Raw genomic sequence first — 15,508 nt, 5'->3', positions numbered from 1 at the left:
AGATAAACGCAGACTCATATAGTCTGCGTTATTGAGGATTCACTGACGATCGAAAACGGACATATGGCGTACATCACAACCAGCGTTGAATATGGTATTCACTGCCTGCTGTGGCTGGTCGGCGACAACCAGCGCGCGCTCAGCAGCCGCGAACTCGCCGAGCTGCAAGGCATCTCCCCCAGCTTTCTGGCCAAGATTTTCCCCAAGCTGGAAAAGGCGGGGATCGTCGCCGCCAGCGAAGGGGTGCGCGGCGGTTACCGGCTGGCCCGTCCGGCGGACGAGATCAGTTTTCTGGAAATTATCGACGCCATCGAGGGGCACAAGCCGCTGTTCGATTGCCAGGAGGTGCGCGGGCGCTGTGCGGTGTTCGATGATTCCCCGCCGGATTGGGCGGTCTCCGGCAAATGCGCTATCCATGCGGTGATGCTGCAGGCGGAGAAGGCGATGCGCGATGCGCTGGCGGCGCAGACCCTCGGCGCCGTCGCCGCCCGCTTTGGCCGCAAAGCGCCGCAGGGCTTTTTCGGCGAGGTCAACCTCTGGCTCGACGAGCGCATGACGGAACGCACCGCGCGCAGCGGCAAAACGGCGCGGGCCAAAACCTAATCACCGCCTTTCCTTAAAAAAGCGAAACACACTTTTCCCGCCTCTTCGGAAGGGGCGGGCGGGCCTTCTGCACCCTGTTACGGGAGCGGAACGGCATCGTTCATCCGAAAAAACTGCGGGCAGCCTTGTCGCCCGGTTAACCCTGTATGAAGGAGTCATCCCATGACGCAGAAAATAGTGATTGCCGGTTCCGGTTTTGCCGGTTTTTGGGCCGCCGTGTCCGCCATGCGCGCCATTGCCATCGCCGGTAAGCATGACGAGATCGAGGTGATCATGGTTTCACCGACGCCCACGGTCACCATCCGGCCACGCCTGTATGAAGCCGTGTTGGAAAATATGAACCCGGACATTTCCGCGCAGCTCGCCGCCGTCGGCGTGCGGCACCTGGCCGGGGTTGTAGAGCGTATCGATGCCGCTGCTAAAACGCTCACGGTGGCGCCGACGACGGGGGAACTTCTGGAGTTGGCCTACGATCGTTTGGTGTGGGCCACCGGCAGCCGGCTGTCCGTGCCTGCGGTGCCGGGCTTTGCCGAATACGGCTTCAACGTCGATACGCTGGAAAGCGCGCAGCGTTTGGGCGCCCATATCAACGCGCTGGCGGCCAAACCCTCGACGCCGGCGCGCAACACCGCTGTGGTGGTGGGCGCGGGGCTGACCGGGCTGGAGAGCGCGGCGGAGATGCCGCAGCGGCTGCGGGATGCGCTGGGCAAAGACGAGAACGTGCGCGTGGTGATCGTCGATAGCGCGCCGGAAGTGGGCGCGGGGATGGGGGCAGAGCCGGGGGCGGTGATTCGCCAGGCGTTGGCGGAGTGCGGCGTGGAAGCGCGGGCCGGCCTGCGCGTCTCGGCCATCGACGCTGAGGGTGTGATGCTGTCGAACGGTGAGCGCATCGCCGCCAACACGGTGATCCTGGCGGCGGGCGTGCGGGCGCATCCGCTGACCGAGCAGATCCCTGGCGAGCGCGACGGCAGCGGCCGGGTGATCGGCGACGCCTTCCTGCGCGCGCCGGCGGCGGCGGGCATTTTCGTGACCGGCGATACGGTGAAGGCGGCGACCGACGATCTCGGTAATCACAACCTGATGACCTGCCAGCATGCGATGAGCCTTGGCCGCGTGGCCGGCCACAATGCGGCGGCGGAGCTGACGGGCTTGCCGACGCACCCGTACAGCCAGCCGAAGTATGTGACCTGTCTGGATCTGGGCCCCTGGGGCGCGCTGTACACCGAAGGCTGGGAGCGCCAGGTGCGCTTTACCCGTCAGGCAGGCAAAAAGATTAAGCAGGAGATCAACACGCAGTGGATTTATCCACCGGCGGCGGATCGCGAGGCGCTGTTCGCCATCGCCAATCCGGATTTCGTGATTGTGCCTTAAGGTCGTCAAAACGGGAGCGGCAACGTTCCCGTCGTCATTTTCCCAACGGCAGGAATGAACGCTCCGGCACCACGGTTTTCATCACCAGCGTGGAGCTCAGGCGTTGCACGCCCGGCAGGGCGGAGAGTTTCTCGTCATAAAGCTGCTGAAAGGCGGGCAGATCGCGAGCGATCACGTGCAACAGATAGTCGGGGTCGCCAAACAGCCGTTGTGCCTGCACCACCTGCGGAATGTCCACCATGGCGTTTTCGAAGGTTTCAACGGCGCGGCGATCGCCTTCGCGCATGGTGACGAACACCAGGGCGGAAAAGTTATAGCCCAGGCTGCCGGGATCGAGCTGGGCGCGGTAACCCCTGATCACCCCGGACTCCTCTAATGCCCGCACCCGGCGGTGGCAGGGGGACACGCTCAAACCGATCCGCTCGGCCAGCTCGGTCACCGACAAACGGCCGTCGGCCTGCAGTTCAGCAAGAATCTTGCGATCAATCTTATCCATTTGGAAAAATTTCCCCGTTTATGCCGATTTCAGGCAAGTAATTGAAAGCACATTTTAACGTCATGAGGATATTCTTGCCATCTGTTGAACGGTTTTACGGCCGCCGCGGCAGGCGGAGGCCGTTCTTCTTCCACGAGGAAAGCGCAATGGTTCTCTGTTCGGTGTGGCGCGGCGCGTTTGAGAGGGCGCCGGCATGACGCTCGCTCTTTTCGCCGCGTTTTGGGCGGTGTCGATTTTGTTGGTGATCACGCCAGGTATGGATTGGGCCTATGTGATCTCGGCGGGCATTCGCGGCCGGGTGGTGGTGCCCGCCGTCGCCGGCTTGCTGTTTGGCCATCTGCTGATGATTGCGATCGTGGTGGCGGGCGTCGGCGCGCTGCTGGTCGGCAACCCGCTGGCGCTGACGGCGCTCACCTTGCTGGGGGCGGCTTATCTGTTGTGGATCGGTTTCAACATGCTGCTGCACCCGCCGGTGCCCGGCGCCGGTGAAGATCAGCGTTCCGATTCCTGGCTGCGCTGGGCCAGCAAGGGCGTGTGCGTCAGCGGCTTGAACCCCAAGGTGTTTCTGCTGTTTCTGGCGCTGCTGCCGCAGTTTACCGACGCCCGAGCCGAATGGTCGGTGCCGATGCAGATGCTGGCGTTGGGCGTCGTGCATTTGATCAGCTGCGGCCTGGTGTATCTGCTGGTGGGGTTTGGTTCGCAGTCGGTGCTGCGCACGCGCCCGCAGGCCGCGAAGGTGGTGGGGCGCATCTCCGGCGCGGCGATGATCGTGATCGCCCTCGGGCTGTTGGCCGAGCAAGCGCTGAAATAGCGCTACCGTCGGTAAATGTCCGGCCGGGCGATCTGCCAGACAAAGTCGGGGCGGTTGATGGCGCTATAGCCCACTTTTTCGTAGAGCCAGGGGGCGGTGCTGGTGACCAGCATGACTCGCCGCAGCGTCGCCATCAGCGGATGGGCCTGACAGCATTCTGCCAGCCATAGGCCCAGCCCGCTCTTTTGGTACGTTTCCAGCACGTACACGTCGCACAGATAGCCGAAAGTGGCGTAATCGGTGACCAGCCGGGCGAAACCGATCTGCCTGGCCTCGTGATACAAACCGAAGCACAGGCTGTGGGCGAGCGACTGGCGGACGGTCTCTTTATCGATTCCCTCCGCCCATGACGAACGGGTCAGAAAAGCGTGGATGGCATCGAGATCCAGCAGAACGGGATCGGTGCTGACGAGATAGTCCGCACGCCGCCACTCCCGTGGGGCAGGGGTTGTCATGATGGTTCTTCTCCTGTGCAAGCGTTCAGGTCAGGGCCGCCGTTCAGGCGTGCAATTCGGCGACCGTCATGGTGAAAATCAGCGTGTCTTCGCCTTCGTTGGCGTACCGGTGCGGGCCGTCCGTTTTGGCGACTGCCGAACAGCCCGGCGCAATCATGAGCTCGGTCTGTTCGACGGCCAGGCTCAAGACGCCTTGCTCAACGTGCAGCAGCTCGAAGGTGCCCGTCGGGTGGCCGCCCGATGCATAGGCCTCCCCCGGCGCCATTTCCCACCGCCACAGTTCTATCATGTTCGGGCCTTGGGTGCCCGCGAGCAAACGGGCCGAGCCGCCGCGATCGCCATGCCACAGCGTGGGAATATCTTGGCTTTCAATCAGGAAGGCGGCGGGCGCGCGGGTGACGTTGACGATGTCCGCCACCGACAGACCCAGCGCCGCCGCGAGCTTGCACAGGATGGCGATGCTGGGATTGGCGGCGCCTTTCTCGATCTCCACCAGCATGCCTTTGCTGACGCCCGCCCGGCGCGACAGTTCATCCAGCGATAGCTTTTGGCTTTTTCTTTGTTGCTTGATGCGGTGCGACACCGCTTCGCTGACGGTTTGCACGTCGGCGCCGAACTCGGTCGGTCTGTTGACTTTGGCGTTCATCGGTCAATATTATGAAATAAAATGGTCAATATAGGATTATTCAATGATTTTAGTCGATCCGTCAATCGATCCGGCCGTCGCTGCGCTGGCACCCGGTTTCCGGGCGTTAAGCATTACCGCGGTTGCGGCTCCCATAACCCATCCGGACGTGGGGGCATTGGCGTTGGCGCAAGCCTGTCGCGCCCTCGGCGAGGAAGACGCACCCTGGGCAGAGGCGCATCTCACGGCCTGGCGCGAGGTGTTCATGCAGTTTGGCGCCAAACCCAAGCGTACGCCCTGTTCCGCCGACGCCCTGCGCAAGCGCGCGCTGCGCGACGGCACGATGCCCAGCATCGATCCGGTCGTCGATCTCTATAACGCCGTCAGCATTCGTTATGCCGTGCCGGTGGGGGGCGAGAATATCGCGGCCTATGTCGGCGAGCCGCGGCTGATCGTCGCGGATGGCAGCGAACTGTTTGATACCGTCAAAGAGGGGGCGCTGATCCATGAATCGCCGGAGGCGGGGGAGGTGGTTTGGCGCGACGATCGCGGCGTGACCTGCCGCCGCTGGAATTGGCGCCAGGGGGTCAGAACCCGGTTGAGCGCCGAGGCCGAGCGGATGTGGTTCATCCTGGAGAGCCTGCCGGCGATGCCGTTGGCGGCGCTGCACGAGGCGGGCGACGAATTGATTGCCGGTTTACGGCAAATGATGCCCGGCGTCACGGTAGAGCAACGGCTCATCGGCTGCGCCTCGTAACAGGCTTCAGCACTGGCGGCGGACCAAACCGCTGATCAAATCCAGCGCGTCGTCCGCCGCCGCGATTTCGCTTTCGCTGAGCGCCTGCCGTTCGATGAAGCACTCGATAGCTTCCAACAGGGAGAAGACGCTGATTTCATCCCCTATCTTCACGACTTCGCAAACGCCACGCCCGATCGCCAGACAGATGGCTTCATCAAATTCACACGGTTTGCTGTTCATCTTTTTTCCCCCTACGGCGTTTGGGATGATATCGGCTATGCTACCGGTTTTTGCCCGGCGGCTGTCTGACGAAAATCCCATTTTTTCGTTGGTGCTGACGGGCGCACGAGCGCGGGCATTGGCGAAATTCTGATTTCCTCACCGTGGCCAAATTTCCCTTGTGACCACCGTGCCGGCGCGGTATTGTCGCCAAATGACGACAATACCGCCTCATTGTCCGCATAAAAAATTCATGACGTTATCATCCCTTCATCCCGCTGCCGTGCGGGATTTTTTTATGAGGTTTATCTCAAAGTGCGGATAACCTCGACGCGATCGCTTGCCATGCTCTGAGAATAATCCTAGCTTGAAATAGTCATTTAGGGTTAGCAATCCCTCATGACCTCCTTGTAACACTTGATGCACCAGAACGTTTTCTCCCCCGCTGCGGCGGGGGTTTTTAATGACGTGCATCAGAAAAGGCCGTGAACGTAGAACCGACAGAGTTCGTGACGATAACCAGTTTAAGCATCAGGGGACGGGACAATGAAAAATGATCTGGCGGCGGCGATCGCGATTGGCTGTGTGTTGTTGTTCGCATTGGCGGTCGGTTCGCCCCTTTCCATCGTTACTTCGCTGTAATCTTCCGCGGCCCCGTTCGGGGCCGCTCATCGCGCCAGTCGCCGCGTCTGCGGATTTTTGCGTCGATCGCCTGCCCGCGCGATAAAATCAGCCAGATCGCTGTTGATGTATGGCGAACTTTGAGTACTCTGAGTGCTTTGCACATCCCGCGTGCGCCCATTCTATCTATGCTTTAATCAGGTCCATCACAGGAATCGCCATGCCCGCCCGCCAAATCTCAAGGAGCCCGCTCTGATGCTGGAGATGTTATTACAGTGGTACCGCCGCCGCTTCACCGATCCTCAGGCCATCGCGCTGCTGGTGATCCTGGTTGCCGGGTTCCTTATTCTCTATTTTTTGCACGGCATTCTGACCCCGTTGCTGGTCGCCATCGTGCTGGCGTATCTGCTGGAGTGGCCGACCGCGCGCCTGCAGCGCATCGGCTGTTCGCGCACCTGGGCGGCGAGCGTCATGCTGCTGGTGTTCGCGGGCGTCGCCATGCTGCTGGTGTTCGTCGTCGCGCCGACCGCCTGGCAGCAGGGCATCAATCTGATGAGCGATCTGCCGGGCATGCTCAACCAGTTCTATAACTTCGCCGCGACGCTGCCGAAGCGTTATCCGGCGCTGGTGGATGCCGGCATCATCGACATGATGGCGGAAAACCTGCGCAGCCGGTTGTCCGGCATGGGCGAATCGGTGGTGAAATTCTCGCTGGCGTCGCTGGTCGGCCTGCTGACGTTGGCTATCTACCTGATCCTGGTGCCGATGATGATGTTCTTCCTGCTGAAGGACAAAGAGCAACTGCTGAACGCGGTGCGCCGCGTGCTGCCGCGCAATCGCGGCCTGGCGGGGCAGGTCTGGAACGAGATGAATCAGCAGATCACCAACTACATTCGCGGCAAAGTGCTGGAGATGGTGATTGTCGGCGTGGCGACCTACCTGGTGTTCGCCGTGCTGGACATGCGTTACTCGCTGCTGCTGGCGGTGCTGGTGGGTTTCTCGGTGTTGATCCCCTACATCGGCGCGGTGCTGGTCACCATACCGGTGGTGGTGGTGGCGCTGTTCCAGTGGGGCGTCGGCGCCGATTTCTGGACGCTGATCGTCGCCTATCTGGTGGTGCAGGGGCTGGACGGCAACCTGTTGGTGCCCATTTTGTTCTCCGAAGCGGTCAACCTGCATCCGCTGGTGATTATCCTGTCGGTGATCGTGTTCGGCGGGATGTGGGGCTTTTGGGGCGTGTTTTTCGCCATACCGCTGGCGACGCTGGTGAAGGCGGTGATCCATGCCTGGCCGGATGAACTGCGGGTCGAGGTGGAAGACAAGGCCGACTGACTGGGAAGAAACGAAGCGCAGCAGGCCGCTGCGCTTCGTGAGAATTACTGCTGCAGGTAGTTCAGAACGATGTCGTGGTGATTGGTGGTTTTGAAATCATCAAACACTTTTTCAATCTTGCCATTGGCATCGATCAGGAAACTGATGCGGTGAATGCCGTCGTAGGTCTTGCCCATGAAGGTTTTCTCGCCCCACACGCCAAACTGTTGTGACACCTGATGATCTTCATCAGACAACAGCGTGAAGTTGAGCAGCTCCTTTTCGGCGAAGCGCGACAGTTTTTCCGGTTTGTCGGTGCTGATGCCCAGCACTTCGACGCCGACCTTTTTCAATTCGTCCATGTTGTCCCGCAGGCCGCAGGCTTGCACGGTGCAGCCCGGCGTCATCGCCTTCGGATAAAAATAGACCAATACTCGCTGTCCCTGGAAGTCGGCCAAATTAATTTCCTCACCGTCCTGGTCAGGCAAACTAAATTTCGGCGCTGTGTCACCGGCTTTCAATGGGCTCATCACTACTCTCCATCTTTCTCGTCATGCTGTGGATAGTTCACCACGCTAATACTGCCTTGCGCGTTCAATTCTGTACATAGGCGATGGAAGGCTTGCTCAATATTTGAGGCGTCCCGATCGCCGGAGCTGTGGGCGGTGATTTGGATATACAGCTGCGGCGGCAGGTCGCCGTCCGCCGGCTGCGTGCGCGAGACCAGTTCGGCGATATTCATCTGGCTGGAGTCGAACAAATCGGTAAAGCGTTCGATGATGTGCGGCGAGTCCTTCACTTCCACCTGCACCCACACCGTGGCCGGCATCGGCGGCCTTTCGTGCGAGTTTGTGCGCTTCATCACGATCAGCAGATCCAGCTCCGCGCCTTTTTGCGGCAGGGTGGATTCGATCAGGGTGATGGCGTTCCAGCTGCCGGACAGCAGCATGATGAACGTGAACTCCTCTCCCAGCATGGCCAGACGGCTATCTTCGATATTGCATCCGCAACTGCTGACGTGGCGGGTGATGGTATTGACGATTCCGGGGCGGTCGGCGCCGAGCGCGGTAATCACGAGATAGTGTTCGTCTGACTGAGGCAAAATAGCGCTTCCTGTCGTGCTCAATGGGGTTACCATGGTAAACATAAAAAAAACCGCCTGCCAAGCGCTTACAACGCGGTTGTGCGCTTGCTTTTGGATAGGCAGCAAAAGTACCATGAGTGACTTGTTTGTGGAGGGGACGGCCAATGTTTACGGGAAGTATTGTTGCACTGGTTACGCCGATGGACGACAAAGGTGCTGTCGATCGCGCGAGCCTGAAAAAATTGATCGATTATCATGTAGCCAGTGGCACCGCGGCGATCGTTTCCGTAGGGACCACCGGCGAGTCCGCAACGCTTGCCCATGACGAGCACGTTGACGTGGTGCTGCAGACGCTGGAGTTGGCCGACGGCCGCATTCCGGTGATCGCCGGCACCGGCGCCAACGCCACCGCCGAAGCCATCGCGCTCACCACCCGCTTCGCCAACACCGGCGTGGTGGGCTGCCTGACGGTGACGCCGTACTACAATAAGCCGACGCAGGAAGGGCTGTATCAGCACTTCAAGGCGATCGCCGAGAGCACCGAACTGCCGCAGATCCTGTATAACGTGCCTTCGCGCACCGGCTGCGACATGCTGCCGCCGACCATCGCTCGGCTGGCGAAAATCAAGAATATTGTTGCTGTAAAAGAAGCGACGGGGAACTTAAGTCGCGTTAGTCAGATCCAAGTGCTGGTTGACGATGAAGATTTCATTTTGCTGAGCGGCGACGACGCCAGCGGGCTGGACTTCATGCAACTGGGCGGCAAAGGGGTGATTTCCGTGACGGCCAACGTGGCCGCGCGCGAGATGGCGGAACTTTGCGCGCTGGCGGCGCAGGGCAAATTTGCCGAAGCGCGCCGCTTAAATCAGCGCTTGATGCCGTTGCATCAGGATCTATTTGTAGAAGCAAACCCAATTCCGGTGAAGTGGGCCTGTAAGGCGTTGGGATTGATGGCAACCGATACGCTGCGTCTGCCGATGACGCCGTTGAGCGAAGCCGCCCGCCCGGTGGTGGAGCGCGCGCTGAAAAGCGTCGGTTTGCTGTAACTCTAAGGGAAATTTGATGGCTTATTCATTGCAAAAGTCGACGGTAGCAAAAGTAGTGGGCATCTCATTGGTGATGATGCTGGCAGCCTGCAGCAGCGATCAGCGCTACAAGCGCCAGGTCAGCGGCGACGAGGCCTACCTCGACGCGGCTCCGCTCAAGGCGCTGAACGCGCCGTCTGGCATGATCCTGCCGGTGCAGAGCGGCAACTATGACGTGCCGGCCACAACGGTGCAAGGCAACGTCGGCAAGCAGCTGGACATTCGTCCGCCGGTGCAGCCGTTGGCGCTGCTGAGCGGTTCGCGTGCGCAATACGCCGGCGACAGCGGCACGCTGCTGCTGGAAAACAGCCCGCAGAACCAGAACCTGTGGTCGCGCGTGGTCAGCCTGCTGCAGGCGAAGAACATCGCGATCGCTTCCCGCCAGGACGCCGGTCAGACCCTGACCACCGACTGGGTGAAGTGGAACCGTCTGGACGAAGACAACCAGTACGAAGGCCGTTATCAGATCAGCGTGCAGCAGCAGGGCTACCAGCAGGCGCTGGTGGTGAAAAGCGTTGGCCTGCAGCAGCAGGGCAAGACCGAGCAGGTGACCGATCAGTCTGAGATCCAGCGCTACAACGGCATGATGATCAACACCCTGATCGAAGGCCTGGACAAGCAGGATAACCTGGCGAGCAGCCAGACGGCCAGCCGCTTCGGCGCGCTGGACGTGCAGAGCGGCGCCGATGACACCGGCCTGCCGATGCTGGTGGTGCGCGGCCCGTACACCGTCGTGTGGGATCGCCTGCCGCCGGCGCTCGAAAAACTGGGGATGAAAGTGGGTGACCGCAGCCGTCCGCAGGGCACCGTCGCCGTGACCTACAAGTCCCTGAGCAGCAGCGATTGGGATGCGTTGGGCGTCAAGGATCCTGAACTGACGGAAGGCGATTACAAACTGCAGGTCGGCGATCTCAACAACCGCACCAGCCTGCAATTCATCGATCCGAAAGGCAAACCGCTCACCCAGTCGAAAAACGACGCACTGGTGGCGGCATTCCAGTCAGCCTTCAGCAAAACCAGCGTTAACTAATCAAAAAGGGGCTTCGGCCCCTTTTTGTTTTGTCTATACGGTATCGTTTGCGTCGCAGGTTTGGCACAATAGTGTCCGGCACGCCAAAGAATTCATTAGGTCAATTCTATACCCCCTAATTTCGGGCCGCGCTCGGGAGACAACGGGGATACATCACTGGAGTAAGTAAGATGCAAAAGCTAGCTGAGCTGTATCGCGGAAAGGCAAAAACCGTTTACACCACCGAGAATCCCGATCTGTTGGTGTTGGAGTTCCGCAACGATACGTCAGCACTGGATGGTCAGCGCATTGAGCAGTTCGATCGCAAAGGCATGGTGAACAACAAGTTTAACCATTTCATCATGAGCAAACTGGAAGAAGCCGGCATCCCGACCCAGATGGAGCGTCTGCTGTCCGACAACGAAGTGCTGGTGAAGAAGCTGGACATGGTGCCGGTGGAGTGCGTGATCCGCAACCGCGCCGCCGGTTCGCTGGTGAAGCGTCTGGGCATCGAAGAAGGCCTGGTGCTGAACCCGCCGCTGTTCGATCTGTTCCTGAAAAACGACGCCATGCACGATCCGATGGTGAACGAATCCTACTGCGAAACCTTTGGCTGGGTGAGCAAAGAGCATCTGGCGCGCATGCGCGAGCTGAGCTACCGCGCCAACGACGTGTTGACCCAGTTGTTCGACGACGCCGGCCTGATCCTGGTCGACTTCAAACTGGAGTTCGGCCTGTTCAACGGTGAAGTGGTGCTGGGCGATGAGTTCTCGCCGGACGGCAGCCGCCTGTGGGACAAAAACACCCTGGACAAGATGGACAAAGACCGTTTCCGTCAAAGCCTGGGCGGCCTGATCGAAGCCTACGAAGAAGTGGCGCGCCGCATCGGCGTGAAACTCGACTAAGCGTCGGCACCGCCATTCGGGGCGATCCGGCCGGATCGTCCCGCTATTCTGCGTTTTTCCAGAAAATTTCTACATTTCCTCCGCGGCAGACCATTTATAATGATGGATGCGAGATGACTAAAACCTATCCCACTCAGGCTTGAAGCTGCCTTTGCGCTTACGATCGCGGCGCAACTTCAACGAGCAGGGGAAATATCTGGAGTGTATTTATGCGTTGGCAAGGGCGTCGGGAAAGTGACAATGTTGAGGATCGTCGCGGGCAGTCTTCAGGTTTGGGCGGCGGTGGCGGCGGTTTCCGCGTGCCGGTGGGCGGCAAGGGCGGCATCGTCATTCTGGTGGTGGTGCTGGTGGCCGGTTATTACGGCATCGATCTGTCGCCGCTGTTGAACGGCGGTAACGTCGCGCCGCAGGGTCAACAACAGAGCGCCAGCATCAGTCCGAAAGACGATGAGCTGGCCAAATTCACCTCGGTGGTGCTGGCTTCGACCGAGGACAACTGGAAAGAGATTTTCCAGCGCATGGGCAAAACCTATCAACCGCCGAAGCTGGTGATGTATCGCGGCGTGACGCGCACCAGCTGCGGCACCGGTCAGTCGGCGATGGGGCCGTTCTACTGCCCGGGCGACAGAACGGTGTATATCGATCTGTCTTTCTATCAGGACATGAAGACCAAGCTGGGCGCCGGCGGTGATTTCGCTCAGGCCTACGTGGTGGCGCACGAAGTCGGCCACCACGTGCAGAACCTGTTGGGCATCGAGCCGAAGGTGCGCCAGATGCAGCAAGGCACCAGCCAGGCGGAAGTGAACCGCCTGTCGGTGAAAATGGAGCTGCAGGCGGACTGCTTCGCCGGCGTGTGGGGTAAATACGCCGAGAAGCAGCAGATGCTGGAAGAGGGCGACCTGCAGGCGGCGCTGAACGCCGCGCAGGCGATTGGCGACGATCGGTTGCAGCAGCAGAGCCAGGGCCGCGTTGTGCCGGACAGCTTCACTCACGGCACCTCGCAGCAGCGCTACACCTGGTTTAAACAAGGCTTCGACAGCGGCGATCCCAATACCTGCAACACCTTTGCATCCCGTTAACGCCTCAAGTGCCGGAGCCTGACTCCGGCATTTTTTTCGGATTGAGATACAGCCTTATGTTACAGGCAGCGCAACAACTCATGCGGCGGCAGGGCATCCGGCGCCTGCTGGTGCTCAGCGGTGAACCTGACTGGTGCCGCGAACAGGCGCAGCGGCTGGCGGCGACGCTGCCGGGCGACTGGCCGTGGGTGGGGGAAAACCCGCCGCCCGGCCTGACGGCTTTGCCGAGCCGCGCGGTGCGCCAATTGCTGGGGCAGGAGCGGCTGCACGCAGTGTTCGACGCCGGTCAGTCGCTGGACGTGGAGGCGTTGGCGGCGCTGTGCGGCGCATTGCGCGCCGGCAGTTGGTTGCTGCTGTTGACGCCGCCCTGGCGGCAATGGCCTCAGTTGCCGGATGGCGACAGCCTGCGCTGGAGCGATTGTCCGCAGCCGATCACCACGCCGCATTTCATTCATCATCTGCAGCAGCATCTGGCCGATGACAGCGAAGTGACGATCTGGCGGCAAGATGAGCCCCTGACGCTGGCCGCGCTGCCGGCGCGTGAGGGGTGGCAGCCGCCGGATGGCCGCCCGACCGAGGAACAACAGGCGATCTTGACGGCGCTGCTGCAGGCCGAGTCCGGCGTGTGGGTGCTGACCGCCGCCCGTGGCCGCGGCAAATCGACGCTGGCCGGCATGCTGGTGGCGCAGTCGCCGCTGACCTGCTGGATCACCGGGCCGAGCCGCGCCGCCACTGAGGTGGCCGGGGAATGGGCGCAGGGGCGCGCGCAGTTTTGGGCGCCCGATGCCTTGTTGGCGCAGTGCCGGGAAGGCGACGTCAGTGAGGTGGGCTGGCTGCTGGTGGATGAGGCGGCGGCGATCCCCGCGCCGCTGTTGCAGCAGTTGATCGGTTATTTTCCTCGCGTGCTGTTGACCACCACGGTGCAGGGCTATGAAGGCACCGGCCGCGGTTTTCTGCTGAAGTTTTGCGCCGGGCTGCCGTCCTATCAGGCGTTGAGCCTGCAACAGCCGATGCGCTGGGCGCAGGGGGATGCGCTGGAACGGATAACGGACAATGCGCTGTTGTTCAACGAGCTGCCCGCCTGGCCGGCGGACGGCCAGGCGATCGATTACAGCCAGGCGGAGCAGCGTGAACTGTGCGCCGATCCGCAGCGGCTGGCGCGTTTCTATGCTCTGCTGAGCAGCGCGCATTACCGCACCTCGCCGCTGGACTTACGCCGGCTGATGGATGCGCCAGGCATGCATTTCGGGCTGGCGCAGGCCGGACAGGAGGTGGTGGGCGCCGTGTGGCTGGTGGACGAAGGCGGCTTGAGCGCCGAGTTGGCGCACGACGTGTGGGCCGGCCGCCGCCGACCGCGCGGCAACCTGGTGGCGCAGTCGCTGGCGGCGCATGGCGGCCAGTGGTGGGCGCCGACGCTGCGGTCACGGCGCATTACCCGCATCGCGACGCTGCCGACGCTGCGGCGGCAGGGTATCGCGCGTCAGCTGGTCGAGCGGCAACGCTGCCAGGCTCAGGGTCTGGACTTCCTGTCGGTCAGCTTCGGCTATACCGAGCCGCTGTGGCGCTTTTGGCAATCCTGCGGTTTCGAGCTGGTGCGGATCGGCAGCAAGCCGGAGGCCAGCAGCGGCTGCTATACCGCGATGGCTATCTTGCCCCTGAGCGAGCAAGGGGAGGCGCTGCGGCATGCGGCGCACAAGCACCTGGCGCGTGACTGGCCCTGGCTGCGGCAGCGTATCGAGCTTACGCTGGCGATCCCGGGCGACGACGGCGATACGTCGCTCGGTGAAGAGGACTGGCGCGAGCTGGCCGGGTTCGCTTTCGCCCATCGGCCGCTGGAGGCCAGCCTGGGGGCATTGCAGCGTTTGCTGTTGGCCAGCAGTCTGCCGCTGTCCGCGCTGCGCGGCCATCTGCAGCGGCGGCAATCCCCGGCGGCCTGCGTGGAGCAGTCGGGCGTAAGCGGCCAGAAAGCCTTGCTGCGCTACTGGCGGCACGAAACGGCGCAGGCGCTGGAACAGCTGAATGCGCAGCACTGTCGCTACTGGCGCGACTGGGCGCAGTCATTGCAATAAATTGAATAACTCGCTCAATAAAACCCGATTTTCCCGATTTCTCAATGGCGTATAGTCACTGTCAGCGGTGCGGCGGCGACTGTCGCCGCACCAGGTCTGGTTACAACTAAGGAGTCATCGATGAAACATGAGCATTTCGTTGTCCAAAGCCCGGCGACCCCGGCGGCGCAGCTGATCTTGCTGTTTCACGGTGTCGGCGACAACCCGGTGGCGATGGGGGAGATCGGCAGTTACTTCGCCAAAGAGTTTCCTCAGGCCCAGGTGGTGAGCATCGGTGGCCCCGAAGCGTTTGGCAACGGCGCCGGGCGCCAGTGGTTTTCAGTGCAGGACGTGACCGAAGAGAACCGTGCGGCCCGCATCGCAGACGTGATGCCGCAGTTTGTGGCGGTGGTGCGCCATTGGCAGCAGTTGAGCGGCGTAGGCTATGCCGGCACGGCGCTGGTGGGGTTCTCGCAGGGGGCGATCATGGCGCTGGAAGCGTTAAAAGCGGAAACCCGACTGGCCGGGCGCGTGGTCGCGTTCAGCGGGCGTTTCGCCCAGTTGCCTGAGCAGGCTTTCGGCGACAGCGTGGTGCATTTGATCCACGGTGAAGAGGACGCGGTGATCGCGGTGCAACACGCTCACGCGGCGGCGGAGGCGTTGCGGGCCAACGGCGCCGATTTCACGCTGGACGTGGAGGAAAACGTCGGGCACGCAATCAACCAGGGCATGATGAACGCCGCGTTGGAAAGGCTGCATTATTATGTGCCGCAGCGCTATTGGGACGAAGCCTTGTCCGGCAAGCGCGGCGAGCTGATCGCCTTTCGCTAAAAATTCAGGGCGCCGATGAGCGCCCTGATGTCATTTCTTTTTCGGCCAGTCGTCTTCGTCATCCCACTGGGCATTGTTGTCGCGGTGCGGCGGTATCTCCGGCTTGTTGGCCAGATAGCTTTTCACGTCGACGCGGCGCAGTTCCTTGATGCCGCTGACGACCATCCCCACCAGAACCAGCAGGATAATCCACCAGTAATCAGCTAACCATTGCAT

General features: G+C 61.3%; 18 protein-coding genes. 11 read left to right on the top strand and 7 right to left on the bottom strand.

Annotation, left to right across the window (positions count from 1 at the left end; translation table 11 throughout):
- The first annotated feature begins 63 nt into the window (after positions 1-63).
- The gene (locus J0F90_RS17935; protein WP_004941666.1) at positions 64-603 is read left to right on the top strand and encodes an RrF2 family transcriptional regulator; all 540 of its coding nucleotides are present in this window, start codon (positions 64-66) and stop codon (positions 601-603) included.
- 162 nt (positions 604-765) lie between these two features.
- On the top strand, positions 766-1,974 hold the full coding sequence (locus J0F90_RS17930) for an NAD(P)/FAD-dependent oxidoreductase (protein WP_033639668.1): 1,209 nt from the start codon (positions 766-768) through the stop codon (positions 1,972-1,974).
- Between the two features lie 34 nt (positions 1,975-2,008).
- Here the strand turns inward: J0F90_RS17930 and J0F90_RS17925 are convergent, their stop codons facing one another.
- Entirely contained in the window at positions 2,009-2,470 is a 462-nt protein-coding gene (locus tag J0F90_RS17925; protein ID WP_004941672.1) for an Lrp/AsnC family transcriptional regulator, read from the bottom strand.
- A gap of 193 nt (positions 2,471-2,663) precedes the next feature.
- On the opposite strand from J0F90_RS17925, the gene J0F90_RS17920 reads away from it, so the two are divergent.
- On the top strand, positions 2,664-3,281 hold the full coding sequence (locus tag J0F90_RS17920; RefSeq protein ID WP_033639669.1) for a LysE family translocator: 618 nt from the start codon (positions 2,664-2,666) through the stop codon (positions 3,279-3,281).
- A 2-nt stretch (positions 3,282-3,283) separates the two neighbouring features.
- On the opposite strand, the gene J0F90_RS17915 is transcribed toward J0F90_RS17920, so the two are convergent.
- Both J0F90_RS17915 and J0F90_RS17910 read right to left on the bottom strand, forming a co-directional pair.
- Positions 3,284-3,736 (bottom strand): GNAT family N-acetyltransferase, encoded by a 453-nt coding sequence (locus tag J0F90_RS17915; protein ID WP_016926733.1) that lies wholly within the window; start codon positions 3,734-3,736, stop codon positions 3,284-3,286.
- A 43-nt stretch (positions 3,737-3,779) separates the two neighbouring features.
- Complete coding sequence (locus tag J0F90_RS17910) at positions 3,780-4,382, bottom strand: XRE family transcriptional regulator (protein ID WP_016926734.1); 603 nt, start codon at positions 4,380-4,382, stop codon at positions 3,780-3,782.
- Positions 4,383-4,425: 43 nt separating this feature from the next.
- On the opposite strand from J0F90_RS17910, the gene J0F90_RS17905 reads away from it, so the two are divergent.
- Positions 4,426-5,118, top strand: coding sequence for a B3/B4 domain-containing protein (locus tag J0F90_RS17905; protein ID WP_033639670.1), 693 nt, complete (start codon positions 4,426-4,428; stop codon positions 5,116-5,118).
- Between the two features lie 6 nt (positions 5,119-5,124).
- Here J0F90_RS17905 and J0F90_RS17900 read toward each other — a convergent pair whose 3' ends face one another.
- Positions 5,125-5,340: a hypothetical protein gene (locus tag J0F90_RS17900; RefSeq protein ID WP_016926736.1), complete on the bottom strand. Its 216-nt coding sequence runs from the start codon at positions 5,338-5,340 to the stop codon at positions 5,125-5,127.
- Positions 5,341-6,195: 855 nt separating this feature from the next.
- Between J0F90_RS17900 and J0F90_RS17895 the strand changes: the two genes are divergently transcribed.
- Positions 6,196-7,272 (top strand): AI-2E family transporter, encoded by a 1,077-nt coding sequence (locus tag J0F90_RS17895; RefSeq protein WP_016926738.1) that lies wholly within the window; start codon positions 6,196-6,198, stop codon positions 7,270-7,272.
- A gap of 44 nt (positions 7,273-7,316) precedes the next feature.
- Here the strand turns inward: J0F90_RS17895 and bcp are convergent, their stop codons facing one another.
- The gene (bcp, locus tag J0F90_RS17890; RefSeq protein WP_015378709.1) at positions 7,317-7,781 is read right to left on the bottom strand and encodes a thioredoxin-dependent thiol peroxidase; all 465 of its coding nucleotides are present in this window, start codon (positions 7,779-7,781) and stop codon (positions 7,317-7,319) included.
- A gap of 2 nt (positions 7,782-7,783) precedes the next feature.
- A complete protein-coding gene (locus tag J0F90_RS17885) occupies positions 7,784-8,389 on the bottom strand; it encodes a glycine cleavage system transcriptional repressor (RefSeq protein ID WP_369783268.1) in 606 nt (201 codons plus the stop codon).
- Between the two features lie 110 nt (positions 8,390-8,499).
- Here J0F90_RS17885 and dapA point away from each other — a divergent pair, with 110 nt between their 5' ends.
- The 6 genes from dapA to ypfH all read left to right on the top strand — a co-directional run bounded on the left by dapA (position 8,500) and on the right by ypfH (position 15,292).
- Entirely contained in the window at positions 8,500-9,381 is an 882-nt protein-coding gene (gene dapA / locus J0F90_RS17880; RefSeq protein ID WP_004941701.1) for a 4-hydroxy-tetrahydrodipicolinate synthase, read from the top strand.
- A gap of 16 nt (positions 9,382-9,397) precedes the next feature.
- Complete coding sequence (bamC, locus tag J0F90_RS17875) at positions 9,398-10,450, top strand: outer membrane protein assembly factor BamC (protein WP_015378707.1); 1,053 nt, start codon at positions 9,398-9,400, stop codon at positions 10,448-10,450.
- Positions 10,451-10,620: 170 nt separating this feature from the next.
- Complete coding sequence (gene purC / locus J0F90_RS17870) at positions 10,621-11,334, top strand: phosphoribosylaminoimidazolesuccinocarboxamide synthase (protein WP_004941708.1); 714 nt, start codon at positions 10,621-10,623, stop codon at positions 11,332-11,334.
- A 209-nt stretch (positions 11,335-11,543) separates the two neighbouring features.
- Positions 11,544-12,413 (top strand): KPN_02809 family neutral zinc metallopeptidase, encoded by an 870-nt coding sequence (ypfJ, locus tag J0F90_RS17865; protein ID WP_033639671.1) that lies wholly within the window; start codon positions 11,544-11,546, stop codon positions 12,411-12,413.
- A gap of 56 nt (positions 12,414-12,469) precedes the next feature.
- Positions 12,470-14,482, top strand: a complete 2,013-nt coding sequence (locus J0F90_RS17860) for a tRNA(Met) cytidine acetyltransferase TmcA (RefSeq protein WP_033639672.1) — start codon at positions 12,470-12,472, stop codon at positions 14,480-14,482.
- 120 nt (positions 14,483-14,602) lie between these two features.
- On the top strand, positions 14,603-15,292 hold the full coding sequence (gene ypfH / locus J0F90_RS17855) for an esterase (protein ID WP_033639673.1): 690 nt from the start codon (positions 14,603-14,605) through the stop codon (positions 15,290-15,292).
- Positions 15,293-15,322: 30 nt separating this feature from the next.
- On the opposite strand, the gene J0F90_RS17850 is transcribed toward ypfH, so the two are convergent.
- Positions 15,323-15,508 (bottom strand): YpfN family protein, encoded by a 186-nt coding sequence (locus J0F90_RS17850; RefSeq protein ID WP_004941720.1) that lies wholly within the window; start codon positions 15,506-15,508, stop codon positions 15,323-15,325.

The organism is Serratia marcescens subsp. marcescens ATCC 13880 (assembly GCF_017299535.1).
GTDB lineage: Bacteria > Pseudomonadota > Gammaproteobacteria > Enterobacterales > Enterobacteriaceae > Serratia > Serratia marcescens.
Note: the sequence above shows the minus strand (reverse complement) of the source record. Positions and strands in the feature narration are given on the sequence as shown.

Bases quoted from the DNA above. Each gene is read 5' to 3' on its own strand.
- J0F90_RS17935 (WP_004941666.1), top strand. From the start codon at position 64: ATGGCGTACATCACAACCAGCGTTGAATATGGTATTCACTGCCTGCTG.
- J0F90_RS17930 (WP_033639668.1), top strand. From the start codon at position 766: ATGACGCAGAAAATAGTGATTGCCGGTTCCGGTTTTGCCGGTTTTTGG.
- J0F90_RS17925 (WP_004941672.1), bottom strand. From the start codon at position 2,470: ATGGATAAGATTGATCGCAAGATTCTTGCTGAACTGCAGGCCGACGGC.
- J0F90_RS17920 (WP_033639669.1), top strand. From the start codon at position 2,664: ATGACGCTCGCTCTTTTCGCCGCGTTTTGGGCGGTGTCGATTTTGTTG.
- J0F90_RS17915 (WP_016926733.1), bottom strand. From the start codon at position 3,736: ATGACAACCCCTGCCCCACGGGAGTGGCGGCGTGCGGACTATCTCGTC.
- J0F90_RS17910 (WP_016926734.1), bottom strand. From the start codon at position 4,382: ATGAACGCCAAAGTCAACAGACCGACCGAGTTCGGCGCCGACGTGCAA.
- J0F90_RS17905 (WP_033639670.1), top strand. From the start codon at position 4,426: ATGATTTTAGTCGATCCGTCAATCGATCCGGCCGTCGCTGCGCTGGCA.
- J0F90_RS17900 (WP_016926736.1), bottom strand. From the start codon at position 5,340: ATGAACAGCAAACCGTGTGAATTTGATGAAGCCATCTGTCTGGCGATC.
- J0F90_RS17895 (WP_016926738.1), top strand. From the start codon at position 6,196: ATGCTGGAGATGTTATTACAGTGGTACCGCCGCCGCTTCACCGATCCT.
- bcp (WP_015378709.1), bottom strand. From the start codon at position 7,781: ATGAGCCCATTGAAAGCCGGTGACACAGCGCCGAAATTTAGTTTGCCT.
- J0F90_RS17885 (WP_369783268.1), bottom strand. From the start codon at position 8,389: ATGGTAACCCCATTGAGCACGACAGGAAGCGCTATTTTGCCTCAGTCA.
- dapA (WP_004941701.1), top strand. From the start codon at position 8,500: ATGTTTACGGGAAGTATTGTTGCACTGGTTACGCCGATGGACGACAAA.
- bamC (WP_015378707.1), top strand. From the start codon at position 9,398: ATGGCTTATTCATTGCAAAAGTCGACGGTAGCAAAAGTAGTGGGCATC.
- purC (WP_004941708.1), top strand. From the start codon at position 10,621: ATGCAAAAGCTAGCTGAGCTGTATCGCGGAAAGGCAAAAACCGTTTAC.
- ypfJ (WP_033639671.1), top strand. From the start codon at position 11,544: ATGCGTTGGCAAGGGCGTCGGGAAAGTGACAATGTTGAGGATCGTCGC.
- J0F90_RS17860 (WP_033639672.1), top strand. From the start codon at position 12,470: ATGTTACAGGCAGCGCAACAACTCATGCGGCGGCAGGGCATCCGGCGC.
- ypfH (WP_033639673.1), top strand. From the start codon at position 14,603: ATGAAACATGAGCATTTCGTTGTCCAAAGCCCGGCGACCCCGGCGGCG.
- J0F90_RS17850 (WP_004941720.1), bottom strand. From the start codon at position 15,508: ATGCAATGGTTAGCTGATTACTGGTGGATTATCCTGCTGGTTCTGGTG.